Here is a 19,092-nt window from a genome sequence, read left to right as displayed (position 1 = left end):
AACAGCGATGACGGACTGTGAACGCATGAATCCGGTTCGGATCCTGCGGCTCCGCAAGGGGACGGGACCATGCTGAAGTTCCTCGGGATGCGGTTCGTCCGCTATTCGATCATGACCATCGCGGTCACGTCGCTGGCCTACCTGCTCGCGGTGAGCTTCTTCAACCCGGCGCTGCAGATGCTGGATACCCAGGGCGGCATCGAGATGGACCCCGAGATCAGTTACGAACGGGTCCAGCAAACCCTGGCCCGTCTGGACCTGGATCCCGACCAGAACGCGTTCCAGCGCTACTGGGTCTGGCTGACCGCGATCCTGACCGACTGGGACTGGGGCCGCACGCCGAGCGGTGGGTTCGTGAACTCCGAGTTCGGGATCCGGCTGTGGATCTCCACCCAGCTCACCCTGGCCGCCACGGTGCTGACCTTCGTCCTCGGTGTGGCGCTGGGCGTCTTCTCCGCGGCCCGGCAGTACAAGCTCGGGGACCGGGTCACCACGTGGTACTCCTACCTGACCATGGTGCTACCCACCCCGGTGGCCTACCTGCTGGTGCAGCGGGCGGCGATCTGGATCAACGATCGATCCAGCGAGCGCATCTTCTACGTCACCGGGTTCCGCAGCATCGGTGTGGAGGGCACCTGGAACCAGATCGTGGATATGGCCGCCCACTACGCCGTCCCCACGGTGGCGATGACCATCTTCGGCTGGGCCTCGATGCAGATCTCCCAGCGCCAGTACCTGCTGGACTTCGTCAACGCCGACTTCGTGCGGACCGCCCGTGCCACCGGCCTGACCCGAAACCAGGCGATCCGCAAGCACGCCCTGCGGGTCTCGTTCGTACCCACTGCCCAGTCCCTGGCCTTCACCATCCCGGCGCTGTTCACCGGCACGATCTTCGCCGAGGTGATCTTCAACTGGGACGGTCTGGGCTCCTGGTCCATCAGGGCCCTGCACGCCCACGACGTGAACTCCACCGTGCTGATGACCTTCTACGGCTGTGTCATCTTCGCCATCGGTGCCCTCCTGGCGGATCTGTTCACCTCGATCGTCGACCCGAGAGTGAGGCTCTGAGCCATGTCGATGACTCCGCTGTCCGCGACCCAGAACGCCCGCAGCACCGGCGCCGAGGTACCCACCCACGACGATGCCCCCACCGAGCCCCTCGGTGCCGACTTCAAACCACTGGGTAAGAAGCGGCTGATCCTGAAGCGGTTCTTCCGCAACAAGCTCGCCGTCGTCGGGCTGGTCATGCTCGGCCTGATCGGAGCGTTCGCACTCTTCGGCCACCTGCTCACCCCGTGGCACTACACCCAGCAGGACTTCCTCTCCCTCGGCTCCCCGCCCAGCGACGAGCACTGGTTGGGCACCAACTCCGCCGGGGTGGACATGGTCGCCCTGCTCGCCCAGGGCGCGCGGACCTCCCTGATGATCGGCCTGGTCGTGGGACTGCTGACCCCGCTCATGAGTCTGGTCATCGGTTCCGCGATGGCCTACTTCGGCGGCTGGGTGGACCGCGGCTGGATGTGGGTGATCGAGTCCCTCATCATGTTCCCCCAGATCATCCTGATCGGGATCATCATGACCGGCCGCGGCGGTGGACCGGTGCTGCTGGCCTTCATCATGGTGATGTTCGGCTGGATGTCCTCGGCCCGTCTCATCCGCGGGATGGCGCTGTCGTTCGTGGACCGCGAGTTCGTGAAGGCGGCCCGGTTCATGGGCGTCCCCTCGCTGCGGATCGTCTGGCGCCATCTGGCCCCGAACCTGGCCTCCCTGGCCATCATCAATGCCACCACCAGCATCTGGGGCGCGATCCTGGCCGAGATCAGCCTGTCCTTCCTGGGCATCGGGGTCACCGTCCCGGAGACATCCCTGGGGCTGATGATCGCCCAGGCCCGCAACTACCTGTTCTCCCAGCCGTGGATGTTCTGGACTCCGGTGCTGGCGTTCATGCTCATCGTCGGCGCCCTGGCGCTGATCAACGACGGGCTGCGCGATGCGCTCGACCCCGAATCCAAAGCCAGCGGTAGGGCCAAAGCATGAGTACCTTCGCCACCCGATCCGGTGACGCCACGACCCGGCGCACTGACGAGCCCGTGCTGAGCGTGCGGGACCTGAACGTTCGCTTCCCCTCCGAGGCCGGCACCGTGCACGCCGTCCGCGGGGTCAGTTTCGACCTGCACCCGGGACAGGTGCTGGGCATCGTGGGTGAATCCGGCTCCGGCAAGTCGGTCACCTCGATGGCGATCATGGGACTCCTCCCGGACAACGCCAAGGTCGACGGCGAGGTCGTCCTCGCCGGTGAGTCGGTGCTGGGCCTGTCGGACAAGCAGATGAGCAAGCACCGCGGGAACACCATCTCCATGGTGTTCCAGGACCCGCTGTCCTCACTGACCCCGGTGCTGTCGATCGGCCACCAGATCACCGATGCGATCAAGAACCACAACCCGGAGATGTCCAAGGAGGACAGGGAGGCCCGGGCGGTGGAACTGCTCACCAAGGTCGGCATTCCCGACCCCGAGGGGCGGATGACCTCCTTCCCGCACGAGTTCTCCGGCGGGATGCGCCAGCGGGTGATGATCGCGATCGCGATGGCCAACGATCCCGCGGTGATCATCTGCGATGAACCCACCACCGCCCTGGACGTGACCGTGCAGGCCCAGGTACTGGAACTGCTCAAGATCGCCCACCGGGAGACCGGCGCCGCAATCATCATGATCACCCACGACCTCGGTGTGGTGGCCGGCCTGGCCGATGACCTGCTGGTGATGTACGCCGGCCGGGCGGTGGAGGAGGGCAGCACCGAGGAGGTCTTCGCCAATCCCTCGATGCCCTACACGATGGGGCTGATCGCGGCGGTGCCACGACTGGACGTCTCCGCCGAGCACGCCCTGGCCACCATCCCCGGCCGACCGCCGAACCTGGTCGACCCGCCCACCGGTTGCACCTTCGCCCCTCGATGCCCGCTCGCGACCGAGAAGTGCGAGCAGGGCGAGCCGGACCTGCTCCCCATCGAACCCGGTAGCGACCACAGCGCCGCCTGCGTGCGCCTGGAGGAGACGGTGCACGCCGATGCCCAGGAGGTCTACGGAGTCAAACGGATGCCGCGTTCGCAGATCGAGGAACTGCCGCGCTCCGAGCGCGAGGTGGTGCTGGCTGCGGACAACCTGGAGCGCCGTTTCGAACTGCGCAGCCGGATGCTGAAACGGCATCTGGGCACCGTCCGGGCGGTGGACGGTGTCAGTTTCGATGTCCGGGAGGCCGAGTGCTTCTCCATCGTGGGTGAATCCGGGTCGGGTAAGACCACCACGCTGTTGGAGATCATGGAGATGGACCCGGCCGAAGGTGTGCGGCTGGAGATCAACGGCACCGTGATCGAGGGGTCGAAGAGACGCCACCGGGCACCACGCAGCCTGCGGGCCGACATCCAGATGGTCTTCCAGGACCCGGTCGGGGCGCTGTCTCCGCGCCAGACGGTGTACGAGATCCTGGCCGAACCGATGGAAACCCATGGATGGAGGCCGGATCGGATCAAGGCCCGGATCCTGGAGTTGCTCGAGATCGTCGGCCTGCAGCGCGACTACGTCAACCGGTTCCCGAACGCCTTCTCCGGAGGCCAGCGACAACGCCTCGGTATCGCCCGGGCGCTGGCGCTGAATCCCAAGGTGATCGTGCTGGACGAGCCGGTCTCCGCGCTGGATGTGTCCATCCAGGCCGGGGTGATCAACCTGCTGCAGCGACTGAAGTCGGAGTTGGGCCTGTCCTACCTCATGGTGGCTCATGACCTGTCGGTGGTGCGGCACATATCCGATCGGGTCGCGGTGATGTACCTGGGCAGGTTCGTCGAGATCGGCGATGTGGAGACGATCTTCGAACGGCCCCGCCACCCGTACACCCAGGCGTTGCTCTCGGCGATCCCGATTCCGGACCCGCAGGTGGAGAAGAACCGCACCCACCTGGTCCTGGAAGGTGACCTGCCCTCCCCCACCGACGTGCCCGGGGGTTGTCGGTTCCGCCCCCGCTGCCCGCTGTACCAACTACTCCCGGAAGACAAGCAGAGCGCATGCGAACAGACCGAGCCCACCCTGGACCCCATCGATGAACGGGACCAGCGGGTGGCCTGCCACTACCCGCAGGACCTCATCGAAGCAGTGGCTCACGGGCCCAAGGTCAGCGGAAGGGTTTGAGCTCCGGGGGACGGCAGGCAGGAATAACTCATTCTGACAACTTGCGGTCGCGCGGCCCGACGCGACCGACACCACGGAGGCCACTCGGTCTCTACCCATCGCGGGACGAGGGCGCCCGCAAACCCACCAGAAAGTAACGACACATGAGAGAGATGAAACGCAAGCGTCTGCTTGTGCCAGCCGCGCTGCTGACCGCAAGCGCCCTGGTGCTGGCGGGCTGCGGCAACGGCGACGGAAACGGCGGCGGTAGCGGCGGCGGGGACACCGATCCGGCCGAGGGCACTGCGACCTATGACATGGACGCCGTCTATGACATCAACGAACAGCCCCGGGAGAATCTGCAGGAAGGCGGCCAACTGACCATCCCGATGGGTGGGATGGGCCCGAACTGGAACGTCGCGGCTGTCGATGGGTACTTCGGCGCCACCCTGGACATCATGGCCACGATGCACAACATCAGCGCCTGGAAGTCCGACCCGTTGGGTCAGCCAGTTCTGAACACCGACTATTTCCTGGATGTGGAGGAGGAGTTCACCGAGGACGGGACGCAGATCCTGCACTACGAACTCAACCCCGAAGCGGTGTGGAACGACGGCACCCCGATCGACTTCTACACCTACGAGCACACCGTTGCGATGAACACCGATGAGGACTTCGACGCAGTCGCTTCGGCCCTGTTCAACCGCGTGGAAAGCATCGAGATGGGCGAGGACGAGTGGTCCTTCACCGTCACGATGGCTGAGGTGCAGAAGCCGATCACGTCGCTGTTCGCCGCCTACTCCATGGTGCACCCGGAGGTGACGGACGCCGAGGAGTTCAACGAGGGCTTCGTCAACGACCTCAAGCCCGACTATCGGGCCGGGCCGTTCATCCTGGACATCTACGACCGGGCGGCGAACACCGTCTCGGTGGTGCCCAACCCGAACTGGTGGGGCGAGGAGCCGGTACTGGACCGGATCAACTTCGTCCAGTACGAGGCCTCGGCCACGATCCAGGCGTTCCAGAACGAGCAGACCGACGCGGTCCAGATCAACAACTATGACCGCTATTCCGAGGTCACCAACTGGCGTGAGCCCGGCGATGGCTACCAGATCCGCCGCGGCCAGCACATCGGTGACGGTGGCTTCCTCTTCAACGCCGATGCCCGCAACATCGAGGACGTCGAGGTCCGCAAGGCGATCTTCCAGGCGATCGACCGTGAGCAACTCGCCGAGGTCCGCTTCCAGGGCCTGAACTGGGAAGAAGAGATGCCCGGTTCCTGGCTGTTGATGCCGTTCGATCCTCGGTACCAGGACAACTACCCGGTCGAGGACACCGACCCAGCCGGCGCCCGTGAAACCCTGGCCGCGGCCGGGTGGACCGGCGAGGAGGGTGAGATCGTCACCAACGAGGCCGGTGAGCCGCTGACGGTGCAGTTGTCCACCTTCGGTGATGACCCGACCGAGTCCGCTATCGCGCAGTCCTTCCAGACCATGATGCGCGAGGCCGGGATCGATGTGGAGATCTTCAACCGTGGCGCTGGTGAGTTCAGCGAGGCGATGAACACCCAGGACTTCGGAATCGTGATGTCCGGGTACACCAAGGGCGGCGCGGACCCCACCAGCGGTCCCGGGTGGTTCTGGGGCTGTGAGTACACGCCCACCGGCGTGTGCGATGACGACATCGACGAGTGGGTCGCGGCACTGCCGACGATCCTGGACGATGACGAGCGTGCCCTGGAGACCCTTCGGATCGAGCAGGAGGCCATCTCCCGCCACTTCCACTTCCTGATCTACTACAACGGCCCGAACATCTGGGCCTACCGGGACGGGCTGGCCAACTACGGCCCGCGCCTGTTCGAGACCATCGACTGGACCAAGGTCGGCTGGGAGGCCGACGCCGGTCACGACGGCACCGACACTGGTGTGGACGTGGACGAACTCGATGAGGACTCCGAGGTCGATGAGGAGGACGGCTCCTGATCAGGGGGTAATGGTCGAACCGGTACGACCGGTGAGCACCGCAGCCGGGTCACAGTACACACCGTGACCCGCACCGGGCCGGTCCGGACCATTACGGTCCGGGCCGGCCCGGCCCCTTTCCCCTACCGTCTGCAACACCATGGTCAGCCAAAGTTCCCCGCATCCGGAGAAGGATCGATGACTCACACACCCGTACCTGACACACCCAGACCGGGCGCCACCCGCACGTCCGTCCCGGTCGGCGCCGTGGCGATCGATGACCCGTTCTGGTCACCCCGCCAGCATCAGTTGCGCACGACTACGTTGCCCGCCCAGTACGACCACCTGGTCTCCACCGGCCGGCTCGGTGCGTTGTCGCTGACCTGGACCCCGGAGAACGGCGAACCCACCCCGCACCCGTTCTGGGAGAGCGACATCGCCAAATGGATCGAGGCGGCCAGTTACTCCTTGGCCAACCACCCCGATCCGGACCTGGAAGCCAAGGTCGACACCGCCATCGAGGCCCTGGCGGGGGCCCAGCAGGAGGACGGGTACCTCAACGTCTACTTCACCGTGGTCAAGCCCGGTGAGCGATTCACCGACCTACGCGATGCCCACGAGTTGTACTGCGCCGGGCACCTGATCGAGGCCGCGGTGGCCCATCACGAGGCCACCGGCAAGACCACGCTGCTGGACATCATGCGCCGCTACGCCGACCTGCTGGTGCAGGAGTTCGGTTCCGGGGGCCCGCACGAGGGCGGCTACTGCGGTCACGAGGAGGTCGAACTGGCCCTGGTGCGCCTCTACCGGGCCACCGGGGAACGCTCCTACCTGGACCTGGCCCTGGCGTTCCTGGACTCCCGCGGCACCGAACCGCACTACTTCGACATCGAGCAGCAGCGGCGCGCCACCCCGGGGTACTTCGGTTCGATGTTCCCCCAGCGGGATCATCGACGCACCCAGTTCCTGGAGTACAACCAGTCACACGCCCCGGTGCGGGAGCAGACCGAGGCCGTCGGCCACGCGGTGCGCGCGATGTACCTGTACTCCGCCATGGCCGATGTGGCCGCCGAGACCGGTGATGACACCTTGTGGCAGGCCACGGAGCGGCTCTGGCAGCATCTGACCGGCAAGCGCATGTACGTGACCGCCGGCATCGGCGACTCCCGCCACAACGAGGGCTTCAGCCACGACTACGTGCTGCCCAACGACAGCGCCTACGCCGAGACCTGCGCGGCGATCGGCCTGGTCTTCTGGGCCCGGCGGATGGCCACCTACAGCGGCGACGCCCGGTACCTGGAGATTCTGGAGCGGGCGCTGTACAACGGCGCGATCGCCGGGATGAGCGCCGACGGGTTGAAGTACTTCTACGACAACCCGCTCTCCAGCAACGGACACGTAGCCCGCCGGGACTGGTTCGACTGCGCCTGCTGCCCGCCCAACCTGGCCCGCCTGGAGGCCTCCCTGGGCAGTTACGCTTACAGCCTGGGGACCGATGAGGTGGCTGTGGACCTGTACCTCGGCTCCACCCTGACCTGCCGCATCGGCGTGGCGGGCGTGCAGGTCGAACAGCGGGTCAGCGCACCCGTCGGCGGACCGGCCTCCTTCACCATCAGCACCGATGCGGAGGCGACCTGGGACCTGCTGCTGCGCTCTCCGTCCTGGGCCGAGCAGATGACGGTCCGGGTGAACGGGGCGGCGGTCGAGGCCGTGGTCGAGGCCGGCGGCTATGTGCGTCTGCACCGCACCTGGGCCGACGGCGACCGGGTCGAGGTGGACTTCGAGGTGCCCGTGCGGCGTCTGTACGCCTCGGCCAATGTCGGCGCCGCCGCCGGGCGTGCCGCCTTGGCCTATGGCCCGTTCGTCTACTGCGTCGAGGGGTTGGATGTGGGCGTGCCCGCACACGCGATGGTGCTGGGAGAGCAGACCCCGGCCCCCGTCGACGCCGGCGATGGATCCGTCCCCACGTTGACGGGACCGGCGTGGGCCCAGGTTCGTGGCGGGGCCGACGACGAACAGTTGTACTTCACCTCCCCCGCTCCCCGGCAGGAGCAGGAACTACGCGCGGTGCCGTACTACACCTGGAACAACCGCGGCCAGTCCACCATGGCGGTCTGGCTGCAGGAGGGTCCGGCCCAGCGCTGAGCGCCCGGGTCGAGAAGCACCCCCGAACCGAACGAGGCCGGCCCAGCGGGTTTCCCGCTGGGCCGGCCTTTTCGTGTTCGCGCCCGGACGCGCCAGGCAGCCGCGACGTGCTCACTCGAGTGAGTTCCGCCGTCGTCAGTCCTTGGTGGTCTGCTCCCCCAGTGCCGGCAGCACCACACGACGACGGGGCTCGATGTTCCCCGCCCGGTCGGTGGCGGCGTACTCCAGCACCTGCTCGGTGTCGTTCAGGGCCCGCACGAACGCCTCGGAGAAGGTGCCCCAGAACGTACCGGGCCCCTCCCACTGGATCCGCTCGACCCCCGAGACCTCATCGGTGGCGGTGAAAGTGACCTCGACACTGCTGCCCAGTTCGCGCACCTTGACGGTCGACTCCGGGGGCTCGGTGTCGATGCTCAGTTCCCGTTCGTCCCGGTTCTGACGGCCCTGGCCGTCACTGACCCGGGCTCGGACCTGGTGGGCACCCTCCTGGTCCAGCGTGAAGGGACCCGTGTAGGGCTGCCAGTCGCCGTCGTCGATCTGGACCTCGATGGTCAGACCGGCCTCGCCGGGCCCCTCCCGGCCGTCCTGGGCATCCAGGTGCACCGCACGCACCACCACCGTGGGGGTTGTGGTGTACCAGCCGGAGGGTGCGGCCTCCTGCTCCACCTCCACGGTGACCACCGGTGGCGCCTGGATCTGTGCCCATCCGGCCGGCAGCAGCCAGACGGTGTCGGAGTCCTGCTCACCGGTCTGCCAGGTGATCGCATCGCCATCACCGGGCTCGGGTCGCACCCGGGCCCGGCGCGGGGTACCCGTGCCGTCCACATCGGCCTGCGCCGCGGTGATGAGCACCCGCCCCGCCTCATCCCGGCCGAGGACGCCCTCGGTACGGGCCTGGCCGACCACGGTGGCCACCTGGGCGAGGAGGGCCTGCCGGTCGACGAAGACCCCCGGCTCCCAGATGGAGTCCAGCACCGTGACTCCGGCCGGCCGCATCCGGTTGGGCACCCCGGTATCGGTGCCGGCGAAGGCGATCGTGGCATCGGCCTGGCGCACGTACATGTGGTACCGGGTGTCCTGGCCGGAGTAGGCCGGCTCCCACGTCATCCCGGCGTAGGTGATGGTGCCCTCGGCGTCCAGCTGCGCCAGCAGGTCCGACGCCGGAGCCTCGGTCCGCAGGCTGCCGTCCAGCAGGCGGTTGCCCGCCAGGGGCAGCGGCACCTGGGTGGTCTCCTCGGACCGGGCGAGCAGCACGGTGGGGCCCAGTTCCAGGCTGTGCACGCTCGGGTCGTCGATCGTGGGGACCGACCGCAGGGTGAGCGGCACCTGCACGGAGATGTCGTCGCCGTCGTGCCACCGGCGCTGCAGGCTCAGGTACTCCCCCGCCCGGGCGGACTCCTCCACCACGGCGCCGTTGACCGACACCTGCACCGGACCGCCGACCGCGTCGGGGATCCGCACGTGCACGGTCAGGTCCTCGCTGTCGGCCCCACCGGCCGGTGCGTCGAAGTGGATCTGCACAGAACCGTGCAGCGGGTACTGTCCCTGCACCGCCACGTTCAGCACGGCCGACTCATCGGCGCCGACCCGGTTCAGAGCGGCTGGGAACAGGTGGTTGATCCACAACTGCCCCGGTGCCCGGTGGAACAACCCCTCGCCGTACTTGACGTGGTTCTCCAGGCCGGTGCCACCGCAGCAGGTGCCGATGTTGTTGAACTCCCGCTTCGCCCCGGGGTGCACCGGGAACATGTAGGTGACCTCGGGTGAGACGTCGGAGTCCTCGGCCTTGCGAGATCCGAGAATCTGGTTCAGGACCGTGCGCTCGGCGTAGTTGATGTACTTCGGATCGAGCGTGTGAGCGAACAGGAGCCGGGCGATCTTGAGCAGGTTGTAGGCCGCGCATGTCTCCGCGTTGCGGTTGCCGATGTCCCCGGCCACGGTGTTGGCCGGGCCCCACAGTTCGCTCTCCCCGGTGCCCCCGTGGGCGTACATGCGCCCGGGCACGATCGAATCGAAGATCCCGGCCGCGGCGTCGAGGTAGCGGCGCTGCCCGGTCAACTCGTACTCGTGGACGTACCCGACCAACTGCGGCAGGTGCTGGTTGGCGTGCATGCCGTCGAGGATGTCGGTGCCGCTCGAGCCGGCCTCGAGCAGGTTCTCCTGGTCGAAGAACTGAGCCGTGGCCAGGAACTCCTCATCCTGCGCCGCCACTGCCAGGCGGGCCAGGGTCTCATTCATCCCGCCGTACTCACCGGCGATGTACAGCGACCACATCTTCTGGATCTGTGCCGGGTCCAGCCTGGACAACCGAGCGTGCACCCACTTGCCCATCGCCGTCACGATCCGCAGGGCCTGGAGGTTGCCGGCCAACTCGTAGGCGTCCAACAACCCGGCCATGATCTTGTGAGTGGTGTAGTAGGGGGCCCAGATCTCGCCGTAGGGGGCATAGCCCTCCAGGCGGGAGAACTGCCACTCCCCATAGGCCGCCAGGAAACCGGGATGGGAGTACCGGCCGGTTGCGGCGAGGGCGTCCTGGACCTGCCCGAGGCCCTCGACGAACTCGCTGACCTTGGCCCGCAGTTCTTGCTCACCGGTGCTGGCATAGGCCATCGACAGCATCGAGAGGAAGTGCCCGGCGTAGTGTCCGCGCAGCAGGTTGGCTGTCTGGGCCTTCTCCCGGCCCGGGTAGTCGCTCTCGCTCCAGGGCTGCTCGTTCGGGTGGCCGTGGTCCTCCCAGTTGCCCGGCGGCTGAGCGCCGTGGGTGTCCAGGCCGGCGTTGGTGCGGAACACCGCGAGCAGGCGATCCAGCGGGTAGGTGCGGGCCAGATGGAGCATCCGGTCACGGCTGGCGGCGAACACGCTGTTGTCGGCCAGGACCACATCGGAAATCGGATAGGGGCGGGCAAGCGGGCCGACCGTAGGCACAGCGCGATCTTGGGTCTGGGTCACGTCGTCTCCAGGTTGGGTGGGTGTTCAGGCGGAGGGCATGTGCTGGCGGGTCCACTGCTCGACGCCCGCGGCATCGATGGGCAGGGCCTCGGACAGCACCTCGGCGCCGGCGTCGGTGACCAGCAGGTCATCCTCCAGCCGCACGCCGATGCCACGCAGTTCCGGTGGTACGGACAGGTCGTTGGTGTGGAAGTACAGGCCCGGCTCCACGGTCATCACCACGCCGGGCTGCAGGTCGGCGCCCATGTAGTCCTCCCACTCGGCCTTGGAGCAGTCGTGCACATCCAGGCCCAGGTGGTGCCCGACGCCACAGACGATGTAGCGCCGGTGCTGCTGGCCCGCCGGGGACAGTGCCTCATCGACCGAGACGGGCAGCAGGCCCCAGTCGTGCAGGCCCTGGGCCAGCACCTCCATGGCGGCGAAGTGGAAGTCCAGGTAGTTCACCCCGGGGCGGACGTGGCTCATCGCGATCCGGTGGGACTTCTCCACCAGGTCATGCACCTGGCGCTGGGCGGGGCTGAAGGTGCCCGAGGCCGGCAGGGTGCGGGTGACGTCGGCGGTGTAGAGGCTGCGGGCCTCCACCCCCATGTCCAGGAGCAGCGTCCCGTCGGGGAGGATGGGGCCGTCGCACCGGGTCCAGTGCAGCACCGGTGCGTTGGGTCCCGAACCCACGATCGTGGAGTAGCCCGGGCCGTTGCCGTGCGTCCGGGCATGCCGGTCGAAGGTGCCCTGCAGCCAGCGCTCCCCCAGGCCCTCGTCGATGGCACGGGGAATCTCACCGGCCACGGCGGCGAAGCCGCCCACGCTGGCGTCCACGGCGTGGCGCAACTGGGCGATCTCCCAGTCGTCCTTGATCATCCGCAGCTGGGCCAGCGCACGGCCCAGTTCGGCCGAGACCTCCATCGAGTGGCTCCGGCGCAGGGTCTCGGGCACCACCGCGGTGGCCAGCACCGGACCATTGGTGGAGGCGATGGTCCCGGAGGTGTCCAGTTCGGCGACGTCCCGGACGGCCACGTCCAGAGCCTGGGACCACTCGGTCAGCCCTGGGGAGGCGCCGACCCAGAGTTCACCGTGCATCGCGTTGCCGAAGAAGCCGTCCTCGCCCGGCCGGAACGGCGGCGGAAGGTAGACGGTGGTCTCATGGCCGCCGCTGACCGGAGTCATCACCACCACGGCGCCCTCCACCTGCACCCCGGTGAGCCAGACGAAGTCACTGTCGGCGCGGAAGCCGTAGGCGCAGTCGTCGTTACGGATCGGCGCGGTGCCGGCTGCGGCCACGATGGTGCGGCCGGGCAGAGCGGCACTGAGCCGACGACGGTGGGCCGCCGCCGCAGGCGCGGTTCCCTCGGGCAGGTCCACCGGAATGGGCTGGGAGCCCCAGTGCTGGGCGATGTAGTCGGTGAAGGCCGGGATCTGGTGCAACCGCGGGGGGCGGGTGCCGGCGTATGGGGGCTTGGTGGCGGGGCCGGCCTGGTGGGCAGTGTGCGTCATCGCGCTTCGTTTCCTGTCTGTTCTCCGCCGCGGTCACGGACCAGTTCGCGCAACCGCGCGAAGGTCCGTTCGGCGCCGATGCCGTCGTGTTCGAACTCGTTGGTGACCCAGTATTGGGAATTGCCCAGCCCGGACAGGGTGTCCAGTTGCAGGTGGGCGTCGACGTACATGTCGTCGTAGTAGACCGCCGCGGCCACCGGGACCTCGTTGGCGGCCAAGGCGTCCAGGTCGTACAACCGGGACCAGTTCTGGCGGTGGGCCAGTTCGTTCACCGCCGGGGCGAAGCCGCGCAGCAGCCGTACCTCCCCGAACATCCACGGGAAGGCCATCTCGCCGGTGAACAGCAAGGGGCGGCGGTCTTCGGCGAACTCCGGGCGACGGTCGCGTTCGGCCTGGGCAGCCCACGCGGTGGGGCCCGAGCCGACGTCGCCGTAGATGGACTCCTGCAGCGTCCAGAACAGCGGGTTGCCGGCGGAGGAGGTGCGGGCCTGGACCTGCTCCAGGAAGCCGGTGGACAGCCGGCCCGGTCGCACGAACGCCCCCTCGAGCAGCCAGTGCATCCGCTCGAAGCCGGGTTTCATCCCGAAGTCGATGCCCAGGGACTGGAACCTACGCACGGTGAGCCGGTCGCCGTCGGGCAATCGCACGTCGTTGGATTGGAGGTGGTCGGCGATCGCGGCCACGATGTCGGCGTCGGCCGGGTAGCGACGGTAGAACTCGGCGGTCTTGTCCTGCACCCGGGTGAAGGTGCGGCGGTAGACGTCGGCGGCCGCCGGCGGCGTCCCCGGGACCCCACCGTGGATGTAGCAGGCACTCAGGGCCCGTGGGGCGACGGAGAGGTAGGTCAACGTGATCCAACCGCCGAAACTCTGGGCGATGGTGGCCCACTTGCGACCCTCGTACAGGGTGGTACGCACGTGTTCCAGGTCCCGCACGATCGAGTCGGCGCGGAACTTGGCCAGGTAGTCAGCCCCCGCTGCGGCGTCGCCACGGGCCTGCACGTCGGAGGCCTCGATCGGTGTGCTGCGACCGGTGCCGCGCTGGTCCACCAGCACGACCCGGTAGTTCGCCAGCGCCTCGGCCAGCCAGCCGCCGGAGCCGGTCAGCGGGCGTGGGTTCGCCCCGCCGGGGCCACCCTGGAGGTAGGTGATCAGGGGCAGGTCGGCGTCACGCCGGCCCGGGTCGATGAGTTCGCGGACGAAGACCTCGATGGTCTCCCCACTCGGTTCGTCCCAGTCCAGGGGGACCTCGATCGTTCGTTCACTCACCCACATGCCGGGCATGGAGTAGGTCCAGGGTTCGGCTCGAGTCACGCAGCATTCCTCCGTTAGAAAACCTCGATGGTATGTACCATTTCACACCGCCTGGACCGTCGTCCACCGGGCTCGCCCCGGTGCGCACCTCGCACCCAGCGGGGCCGGCCTGGGGCGCGCACCTCGCGCCCATCGGGACCCGCCCTCGCGCCAACCGGGGCTACCCCTGGCAAGCCACCGGACTCCAGGGCTCGCCCTGGCGCCCCACTCCAGGTGACACCGGTCGATCGCCCGCGAGACAGGGGGTGCGCGACCGGAGCCACCGCACCCCACCCGTCTCAGCGCTCGGGGGTGCTGGGGTGAGCGGCTCCGGGTGGTCGGACGAGTGCTCGGGTTGGTGGGGCGCGGGGGTCAGTGGGCGGGGCGTGGGACCAGGTCGACCGCTTGCATCTGGGCGCGCACCGCCAGTTCGGCGGCCTTGAAGGCGTGCTCCTGGGTCATCGCGTTCTCGGTGCGCGCCAGACAGTCCCGGATCAGTTCACCGAAGTAGGGGTAACCCACCTTGCCGTGCACATTGAAATGGGTCTCCTCCTGCCCATTGGCCAGGTACACATGCCCCGGACCATCGGAGGTGGTGATGTTCATGTACTTACGCTGCTCGATGAACCCCTCGGTCCCGAGGATGAAACTACGCCCATCACCCCACCCCTGCAGACCATCGGGGGTGAACCAATCACACCGGAAGTACCCACTGGCCCCGGTATCGGTCACCAGCATCGCATCACCGAAGTCATCCAACTCCGGGTAATCGGGGTTGTGGTAATTCGCGATCTGGGACCGCACCACCTCGGCATCGGTCGAGCCGGTGTAATGCAGGATCTGCTCGATCTGATGCGACCCGATGTCACACAAGATCCCCCCGTACCGCTCCCGCTGGAAGAACCACTCCGGACGCCCCGCGGCACCGAGACGGTGCGGGCCCATCCCGATCACCTGGACCACCTTGCCGATCGCACCGGCCTCGATCAACTGACCGGCGAACACCGAAGCCTCCACATGCAGACGCTCGGAGTAATACACCGCATACTTACGCCCGGTCGCCGCCACCGCCTCCTTCGCCGCAGCCAACTGCTCCAACGTCGTCAGCGGCGCCTTATCGGTGAAGTAATCCTTCCCCGCATTCATCACCCGAATCCCCAACGCCGCCCTATCCGCAGTCACCGCAGCCCCGGCCACCAGATGCACCTGATCATCCTCAAGGACCTCGGCCTCACTACGCGCCACGCGCACCTGCGGGAAGTTCTGCCTGAACGCCGCAACCTTGGCCGGGTCAGGGTCATACACCCACTTCAACTGCGCCCCAGCACCGATCAACCCCTGGCACATCCCCCCGATATGACCATGATCCAACCCGATCGCGGCGAACACGAACTCACCAGGCCCCACCACCGGCGCCGGCATCGGATCAGGGGCGTAGTTGGCGCCATCAGTTGCGCTCATCATCTTCCTTCCATCAAGGGCGAATCACAATTACTCTCGGGCGTCGGGCGGGCCGTCGGGGACCGTGGCTGCATCGCGGACGTGCGGGCTGGGTGTCGCGGACGGTGTTCGCGAGATCCGGCGAACCCTCCATTGCGATTGACACTCCTCGACTCCTCCAGCGGACCACATCCCTGGTACGGACCGTGTGCGGGCCGGCCGCGCCGGCCGCGCATCGGTCCTGCGGCGTACCCGAGCCTAGTGCGTCGCCGTCCACGGTGGCAGCGGGAGACGTTGTATCGTGCCCGCACGTGTGGCGGGGTGGGGAAAACCCTCCCCTGGATTGACCGGCCAGCACCGTAGAAGCCACCACCGGGCGCCCGTAGCGTTCAGGGTGTGAAAACCAAACTCATCACCACCTGGTCACGGGCAGTGGACCTGTTCCTGGACTTCATCGTCGGAACGTTCTGGGTGACGCTGTTCCTTGCCCTGATCGCCACAGGTATTCCGCTGATCCTGCTGGCAGGCCTCGGCGTGCTGCTCCTCCTCGGTACCGCCGCTCTGACCCGGGTGAGCGGCTCTGCTGAGCGGCACCGCGCGATGGCCCTGCACAACGTGGCCATCGAGGCACCCCACCGCCGCCGCACCACTCGCACCGACTGGCTCCGCCCCTTCGCCCAGGGCCTGACCGACATGACCGATCCGGTCACCTGGCGAACGCTCGCCCACCACCTGATCACGATGCTGGTGGGCAGCGGCATGCTCCTCATCCTCGCCGGCGGCATCGGCCTGCTGGAGTGGCTCACCCTGTCCGCGAACGCCGGCACCGTCTCCTGGGCGATGCCGGTGGCAGCCGGACTGGCCGCGTTGCTGCTCCTGGTGCTGTACGTCGCCTACATCGGCCGGCTGGACGAGGCCGCCTCGGTGGCCCTGCTGGGTCCGAGCCGCTCGGCGGCGCTGGCCGGGCAGGTCAACCAGTTGGCGCAGGCGCGCAAGGGCGCGGTCAGTGCGGCCGACACCGAGCGACGCCGCTTCGAACGCGACCTGCACGACGGCGTTCAGCCGCGGCTGGTCTCCACCGCAATGACCCTGGGCATGGCCAAGCACCGGTTCGACGAGGACCCGCAGGGAGCCCGCCAACTGCTGGATGAGGCCCATGAGGAGATCAAGGAGTCGATCACCGAACTACGCCATCTCGCCCGCGGCATGCACCCGGCGGTCCTGACCGATCGTGGCCTCGATGCGGCACTGTCCGCGGTGGCCTCCCGCAGCCCGGTCCCGGTGCGCCTGGAGGTGAACCTGGCCGGTCGCCTCGATGGCGAGACCGAGGCGGTGTTGTACTTCGTGGTCGCCGAGGCCCTGACCAACGTCGCCAAACACTCCGGCGCCACCAGCGCACAGGTGCAGGTCAACCGGCGCGATGGCGCAGTCTGCGGGCGGATCACCGACAACGGGCGCGGATCGGCCTACGTCACACCCGGTGGGGGCTTGAGTGGCATCGGCGACCGGGTCCGTTCCGCCGGCGGCACGTTCACCCTGACCAGCCCCGAGGGCGGTCCAACCGAGATCGAGGTACTGGTGCCATGCGAATCGTGATTGCCGAGGACGCCGTTCTGCTGCGCGCCGGACTGGAGCGCCTGCTCAGCGACGCCGACCATGAGGTGGTGGCCACCGTGAGCACCGCCAACGAACTGCTCCGCGCTGTGGACACCCATAGCCCTGACCTGGCCGTGGTGGATGTGCGCATGCCCCCGACGTTCACCGACGAGGGCATCCGGGCCGCGGTGCTGATCCGGTCCCAGAACCCCGACACGTGCGTGCTGGTGCTGTCCCAGTACGTCGAGGAACGCTACGCCGCCGAACTCATCGCCAGTGACACCGCCGGCCTGGGCTACCTGCTCAAGGACCGGGTGGCCGATGTGACGGACTTCCTGGATGCGGTCGCCACCGTGGGAGCCGGTGGCACGGCCCTGGACCCGGAGGTGGTGGCCCAGATCCTGGTGCGCTCGCGCCGGGTGGACGAGCTCACGGCCCTGACTGCCAGGGAGCGCGAGGTGCTGGCCGCGATGGCCGCCGGCGCCGCCAACCGCACCATCGCGAAGCAACTGCACATCACCGATGGTGCGGTGGAGAAGCACATCTCCTCGATCTTCACGAAGTTGAGCCTGTCGAGCGAGGCCACCGGCAATCGGCGGGTGCTTGCGGTGCTGCGATACCTCCGGCACGAGAACGGAGGGACATGACGCCGGGGCCCCGAAACCCAGGGCCGCGCACACCCCCGCATGTAGCCGGCCAATCGCACGCCGCGCCGGCGCAGATACCCCCGCACGTAGCCGGCGAACGCGTCGTCGGCACACCGCCACTCCGACCGACCTTTCCTGAGGACCCACGATGACCGCCACCGCAACGCCCCAGCCCACCTCTCCCCCGCCGTCAGGCACCCCGCACGCGCGGCCCAACAGCGCCCTTCGCGCCGCCCTGCTCCTGATCGGCACGGTGCTGCTGATCGGCCTCCTGGTCCCCACCGGGGTGCGGCTGGTCGCACTGGCCACGCACGAGAACCAGAGCGGCCTGCACCAGGTCACCGAAGAGGTGGACAGCGTGTCACTGCGCACCGTCGCCACCGACGTGCAGGTGCGGTACGCCGATGTGGATCAGGTGGAGTTCGAGTTCACCCAGAACAACCCCGACCTGATCCTGCGGCACAGCGTGCGGGCCGGAGAGCTCTCGATCGTGGTGGAACGGCCTGGCCGGGGCCTGGGCATCCTCACCCCGTCACTGTCCTCCCGCCGGGGGGCCAACGTGGAGGTCACCTTGCCGCGCACCTCGGCCGGAGCGGACCTGGACCTGCGCACCACGGCCGGGGACGGGCAGATCGAGGGGGACTTCGGTGGCGTCTCGGTGAACTCCACCGCCGCCGACATGCACCTGACCGGAAGTGCTGGTTCCCTCCAGGTGGACGGCACCGCCTCCGACGTCATCGCCCGTGACCTGGCCGTCTCCGGCCCGGTCCGGATCGACATGACCGCAGGGATGGTGAGCTTCCACGGCACCGAACTGCCCTCCTCGATCAATGTGGGCACCACGGCCACCGACGTGTTGTTCGAACTGCCCGCCGGTGAGTACGAGATCCGCACCAGCACCACCGCTTCGACCCTGACGCAGGGTCTGTCCAGCACCGTCGGCGCCGAGCGGATCTACGATTTCCGCAGCACCGCGGGCGACCTGCACCTGCGCGAACGCCCCTGAGCACGGCCCCGGCCGCCTACGGCTCCCCGGTGCCTCAACGCCCCGGCGCACGGCGTCGGCCGGCTTCGGCTCCAGGGCGAGCCTCGTGGCCGAGGGCGAGTGGCCGAACACTCGCCTTCGGCTACAGGGGTCGCTCTCGGCGGCACTGGACCGGGCGGGCTCGGCGGCACTGGACCGGGCGGGCTCGGCGGCACTGGACCGGGTGGGCTCGGAACCATCCGCAGCGTGCTGAACCGCTGTCTCGCCGACAGCGTGCTGAACCGCTGTGCCGCCGTCGCGCGTGCGTCGCGGGGGCGGTTCGCGTTCAGGTGTGCGGCGGGGCCGCCCACCGCTGACCTGGGAACGCAGGATCGTATATGATGCTGGGTGCCGGCACGGCCGGCGCACGAGCAGCGCCAGGCGCGC

General features: G+C 68.1%; 12 protein-coding genes. 8 read left to right on the top strand and 4 right to left on the bottom strand.

From position 1 onward, the window contains the following. Positions 1-69 precede the first annotated feature (69 nt). From ACPL7H_RS10625 to ACPL7H_RS10605, 5 genes are all read left to right on the top strand, one after another. Positions 70-1,068, top strand: a complete 999-nt coding sequence (locus tag ACPL7H_RS10625) for an ABC transporter permease (protein WP_424796896.1) — start codon at positions 70-72, stop codon at positions 1,066-1,068. A 3-nt stretch (positions 1,069-1,071) separates the two neighbouring features. Beyond that, positions 1,072-2,037 carry an ABC transporter permease gene (locus tag ACPL7H_RS10620; RefSeq protein ID WP_424796895.1) on the top strand — a complete coding sequence of 322 codons (966 nt, stop codon included), beginning with the start codon at positions 1,072-1,074 and terminating at the stop codon, positions 2,035-2,037. Beyond that, a complete protein-coding gene (locus ACPL7H_RS10615; RefSeq protein WP_424796894.1) occupies positions 2,034-4,181 on the top strand; it encodes a dipeptide ABC transporter ATP-binding protein in 2,148 nt (715 codons plus the stop codon). Before ACPL7H_RS10620 ends, ACPL7H_RS10615 begins: the two co-directional genes overlap by 4 nt. A 143-nt stretch (positions 4,182-4,324) precedes the next feature. Continuing rightward, entirely contained in the window at positions 4,325-6,142 is a 1,818-nt protein-coding gene (locus ACPL7H_RS10610; protein WP_424796893.1) for an ABC transporter family substrate-binding protein, read from the top strand. 177 nt (positions 6,143-6,319) lie between these two features. Next, entirely contained in the window at positions 6,320-8,266 is a 1,947-nt protein-coding gene (locus tag ACPL7H_RS10605; RefSeq protein WP_424796892.1) for a glycoside hydrolase family 127 protein, read from the top strand. Between the two features lie 135 nt (positions 8,267-8,401). On the opposite strand, the gene ACPL7H_RS10600 is transcribed toward ACPL7H_RS10605, so the two are convergent. The 4 genes from ACPL7H_RS10600 to ACPL7H_RS10585 form a co-directional block, all read right to left on the bottom strand. After that, positions 8,402-11,191, bottom strand: coding sequence for a beta-L-arabinofuranosidase domain-containing protein (locus ACPL7H_RS10600; RefSeq protein WP_424796891.1), 2,790 nt, complete (start codon positions 11,189-11,191; stop codon positions 8,402-8,404). Positions 11,192-11,239: 48 nt separating this feature from the next. Further along, a complete protein-coding gene (locus ACPL7H_RS10595) occupies positions 11,240-12,706 on the bottom strand; it encodes an aminopeptidase P family protein (protein WP_424796890.1) in 1,467 nt (488 codons plus the stop codon). After that, positions 12,703-14,019 (bottom strand): alpha/beta fold hydrolase, encoded by a 1,317-nt coding sequence (locus ACPL7H_RS10590; RefSeq protein WP_424796889.1) that lies wholly within the window; start codon positions 14,017-14,019, stop codon positions 12,703-12,705. The genes ACPL7H_RS10595 and ACPL7H_RS10590 overlap by 4 nt, the downstream gene beginning before the upstream one ends. Before the next feature lie 351 nt (positions 14,020-14,370). Beyond that, positions 14,371-15,459 carry a Gfo/Idh/MocA family protein gene (locus ACPL7H_RS10585; RefSeq protein WP_424796888.1) on the bottom strand — a complete coding sequence of 363 codons (1,089 nt, stop codon included), beginning with the start codon at positions 15,457-15,459 and terminating at the stop codon, positions 14,371-14,373. 375 nt (positions 15,460-15,834) lie between these two features. Between ACPL7H_RS10585 and ACPL7H_RS10580 the strand changes: the two genes are divergently transcribed. The 3 genes from ACPL7H_RS10580 to ACPL7H_RS10570 all read left to right on the top strand — a co-directional run bounded on the left by ACPL7H_RS10580 (position 15,835) and on the right by ACPL7H_RS10570 (position 18,687). Continuing rightward, positions 15,835-17,034: a sensor histidine kinase gene (locus ACPL7H_RS10580; RefSeq protein ID WP_424796887.1), complete on the top strand. Its 1,200-nt coding sequence runs from the start codon at positions 15,835-15,837 to the stop codon at positions 17,032-17,034. Continuing rightward, the gene (locus ACPL7H_RS10575) at positions 17,022-17,681 is read left to right on the top strand and encodes a response regulator (RefSeq protein WP_424787686.1); all 660 of its coding nucleotides are present in this window, start codon (positions 17,022-17,024) and stop codon (positions 17,679-17,681) included. The genes ACPL7H_RS10580 and ACPL7H_RS10575 overlap by 13 nt, the downstream gene beginning before the upstream one ends. 148 nt (positions 17,682-17,829) lie before the next feature. Further along, positions 17,830-18,687 carry a hypothetical protein gene (locus ACPL7H_RS10570; RefSeq protein ID WP_424787685.1) on the top strand — a complete coding sequence of 286 codons (858 nt, stop codon included), beginning with the start codon at positions 17,830-17,832 and terminating at the stop codon, positions 18,685-18,687. Positions 18,688-19,092: the final 405 nt, after the last annotated feature.

This window comes from Pseudactinotalea sp. Z1732 (assembly GCF_049724975.1).
Lineage (GTDB): Bacteria > Actinomycetota > Actinomycetes > Actinomycetales > Beutenbergiaceae > CALKWS01.
This window is presented reverse-complemented; position numbering and strand designations above follow the sequence as displayed.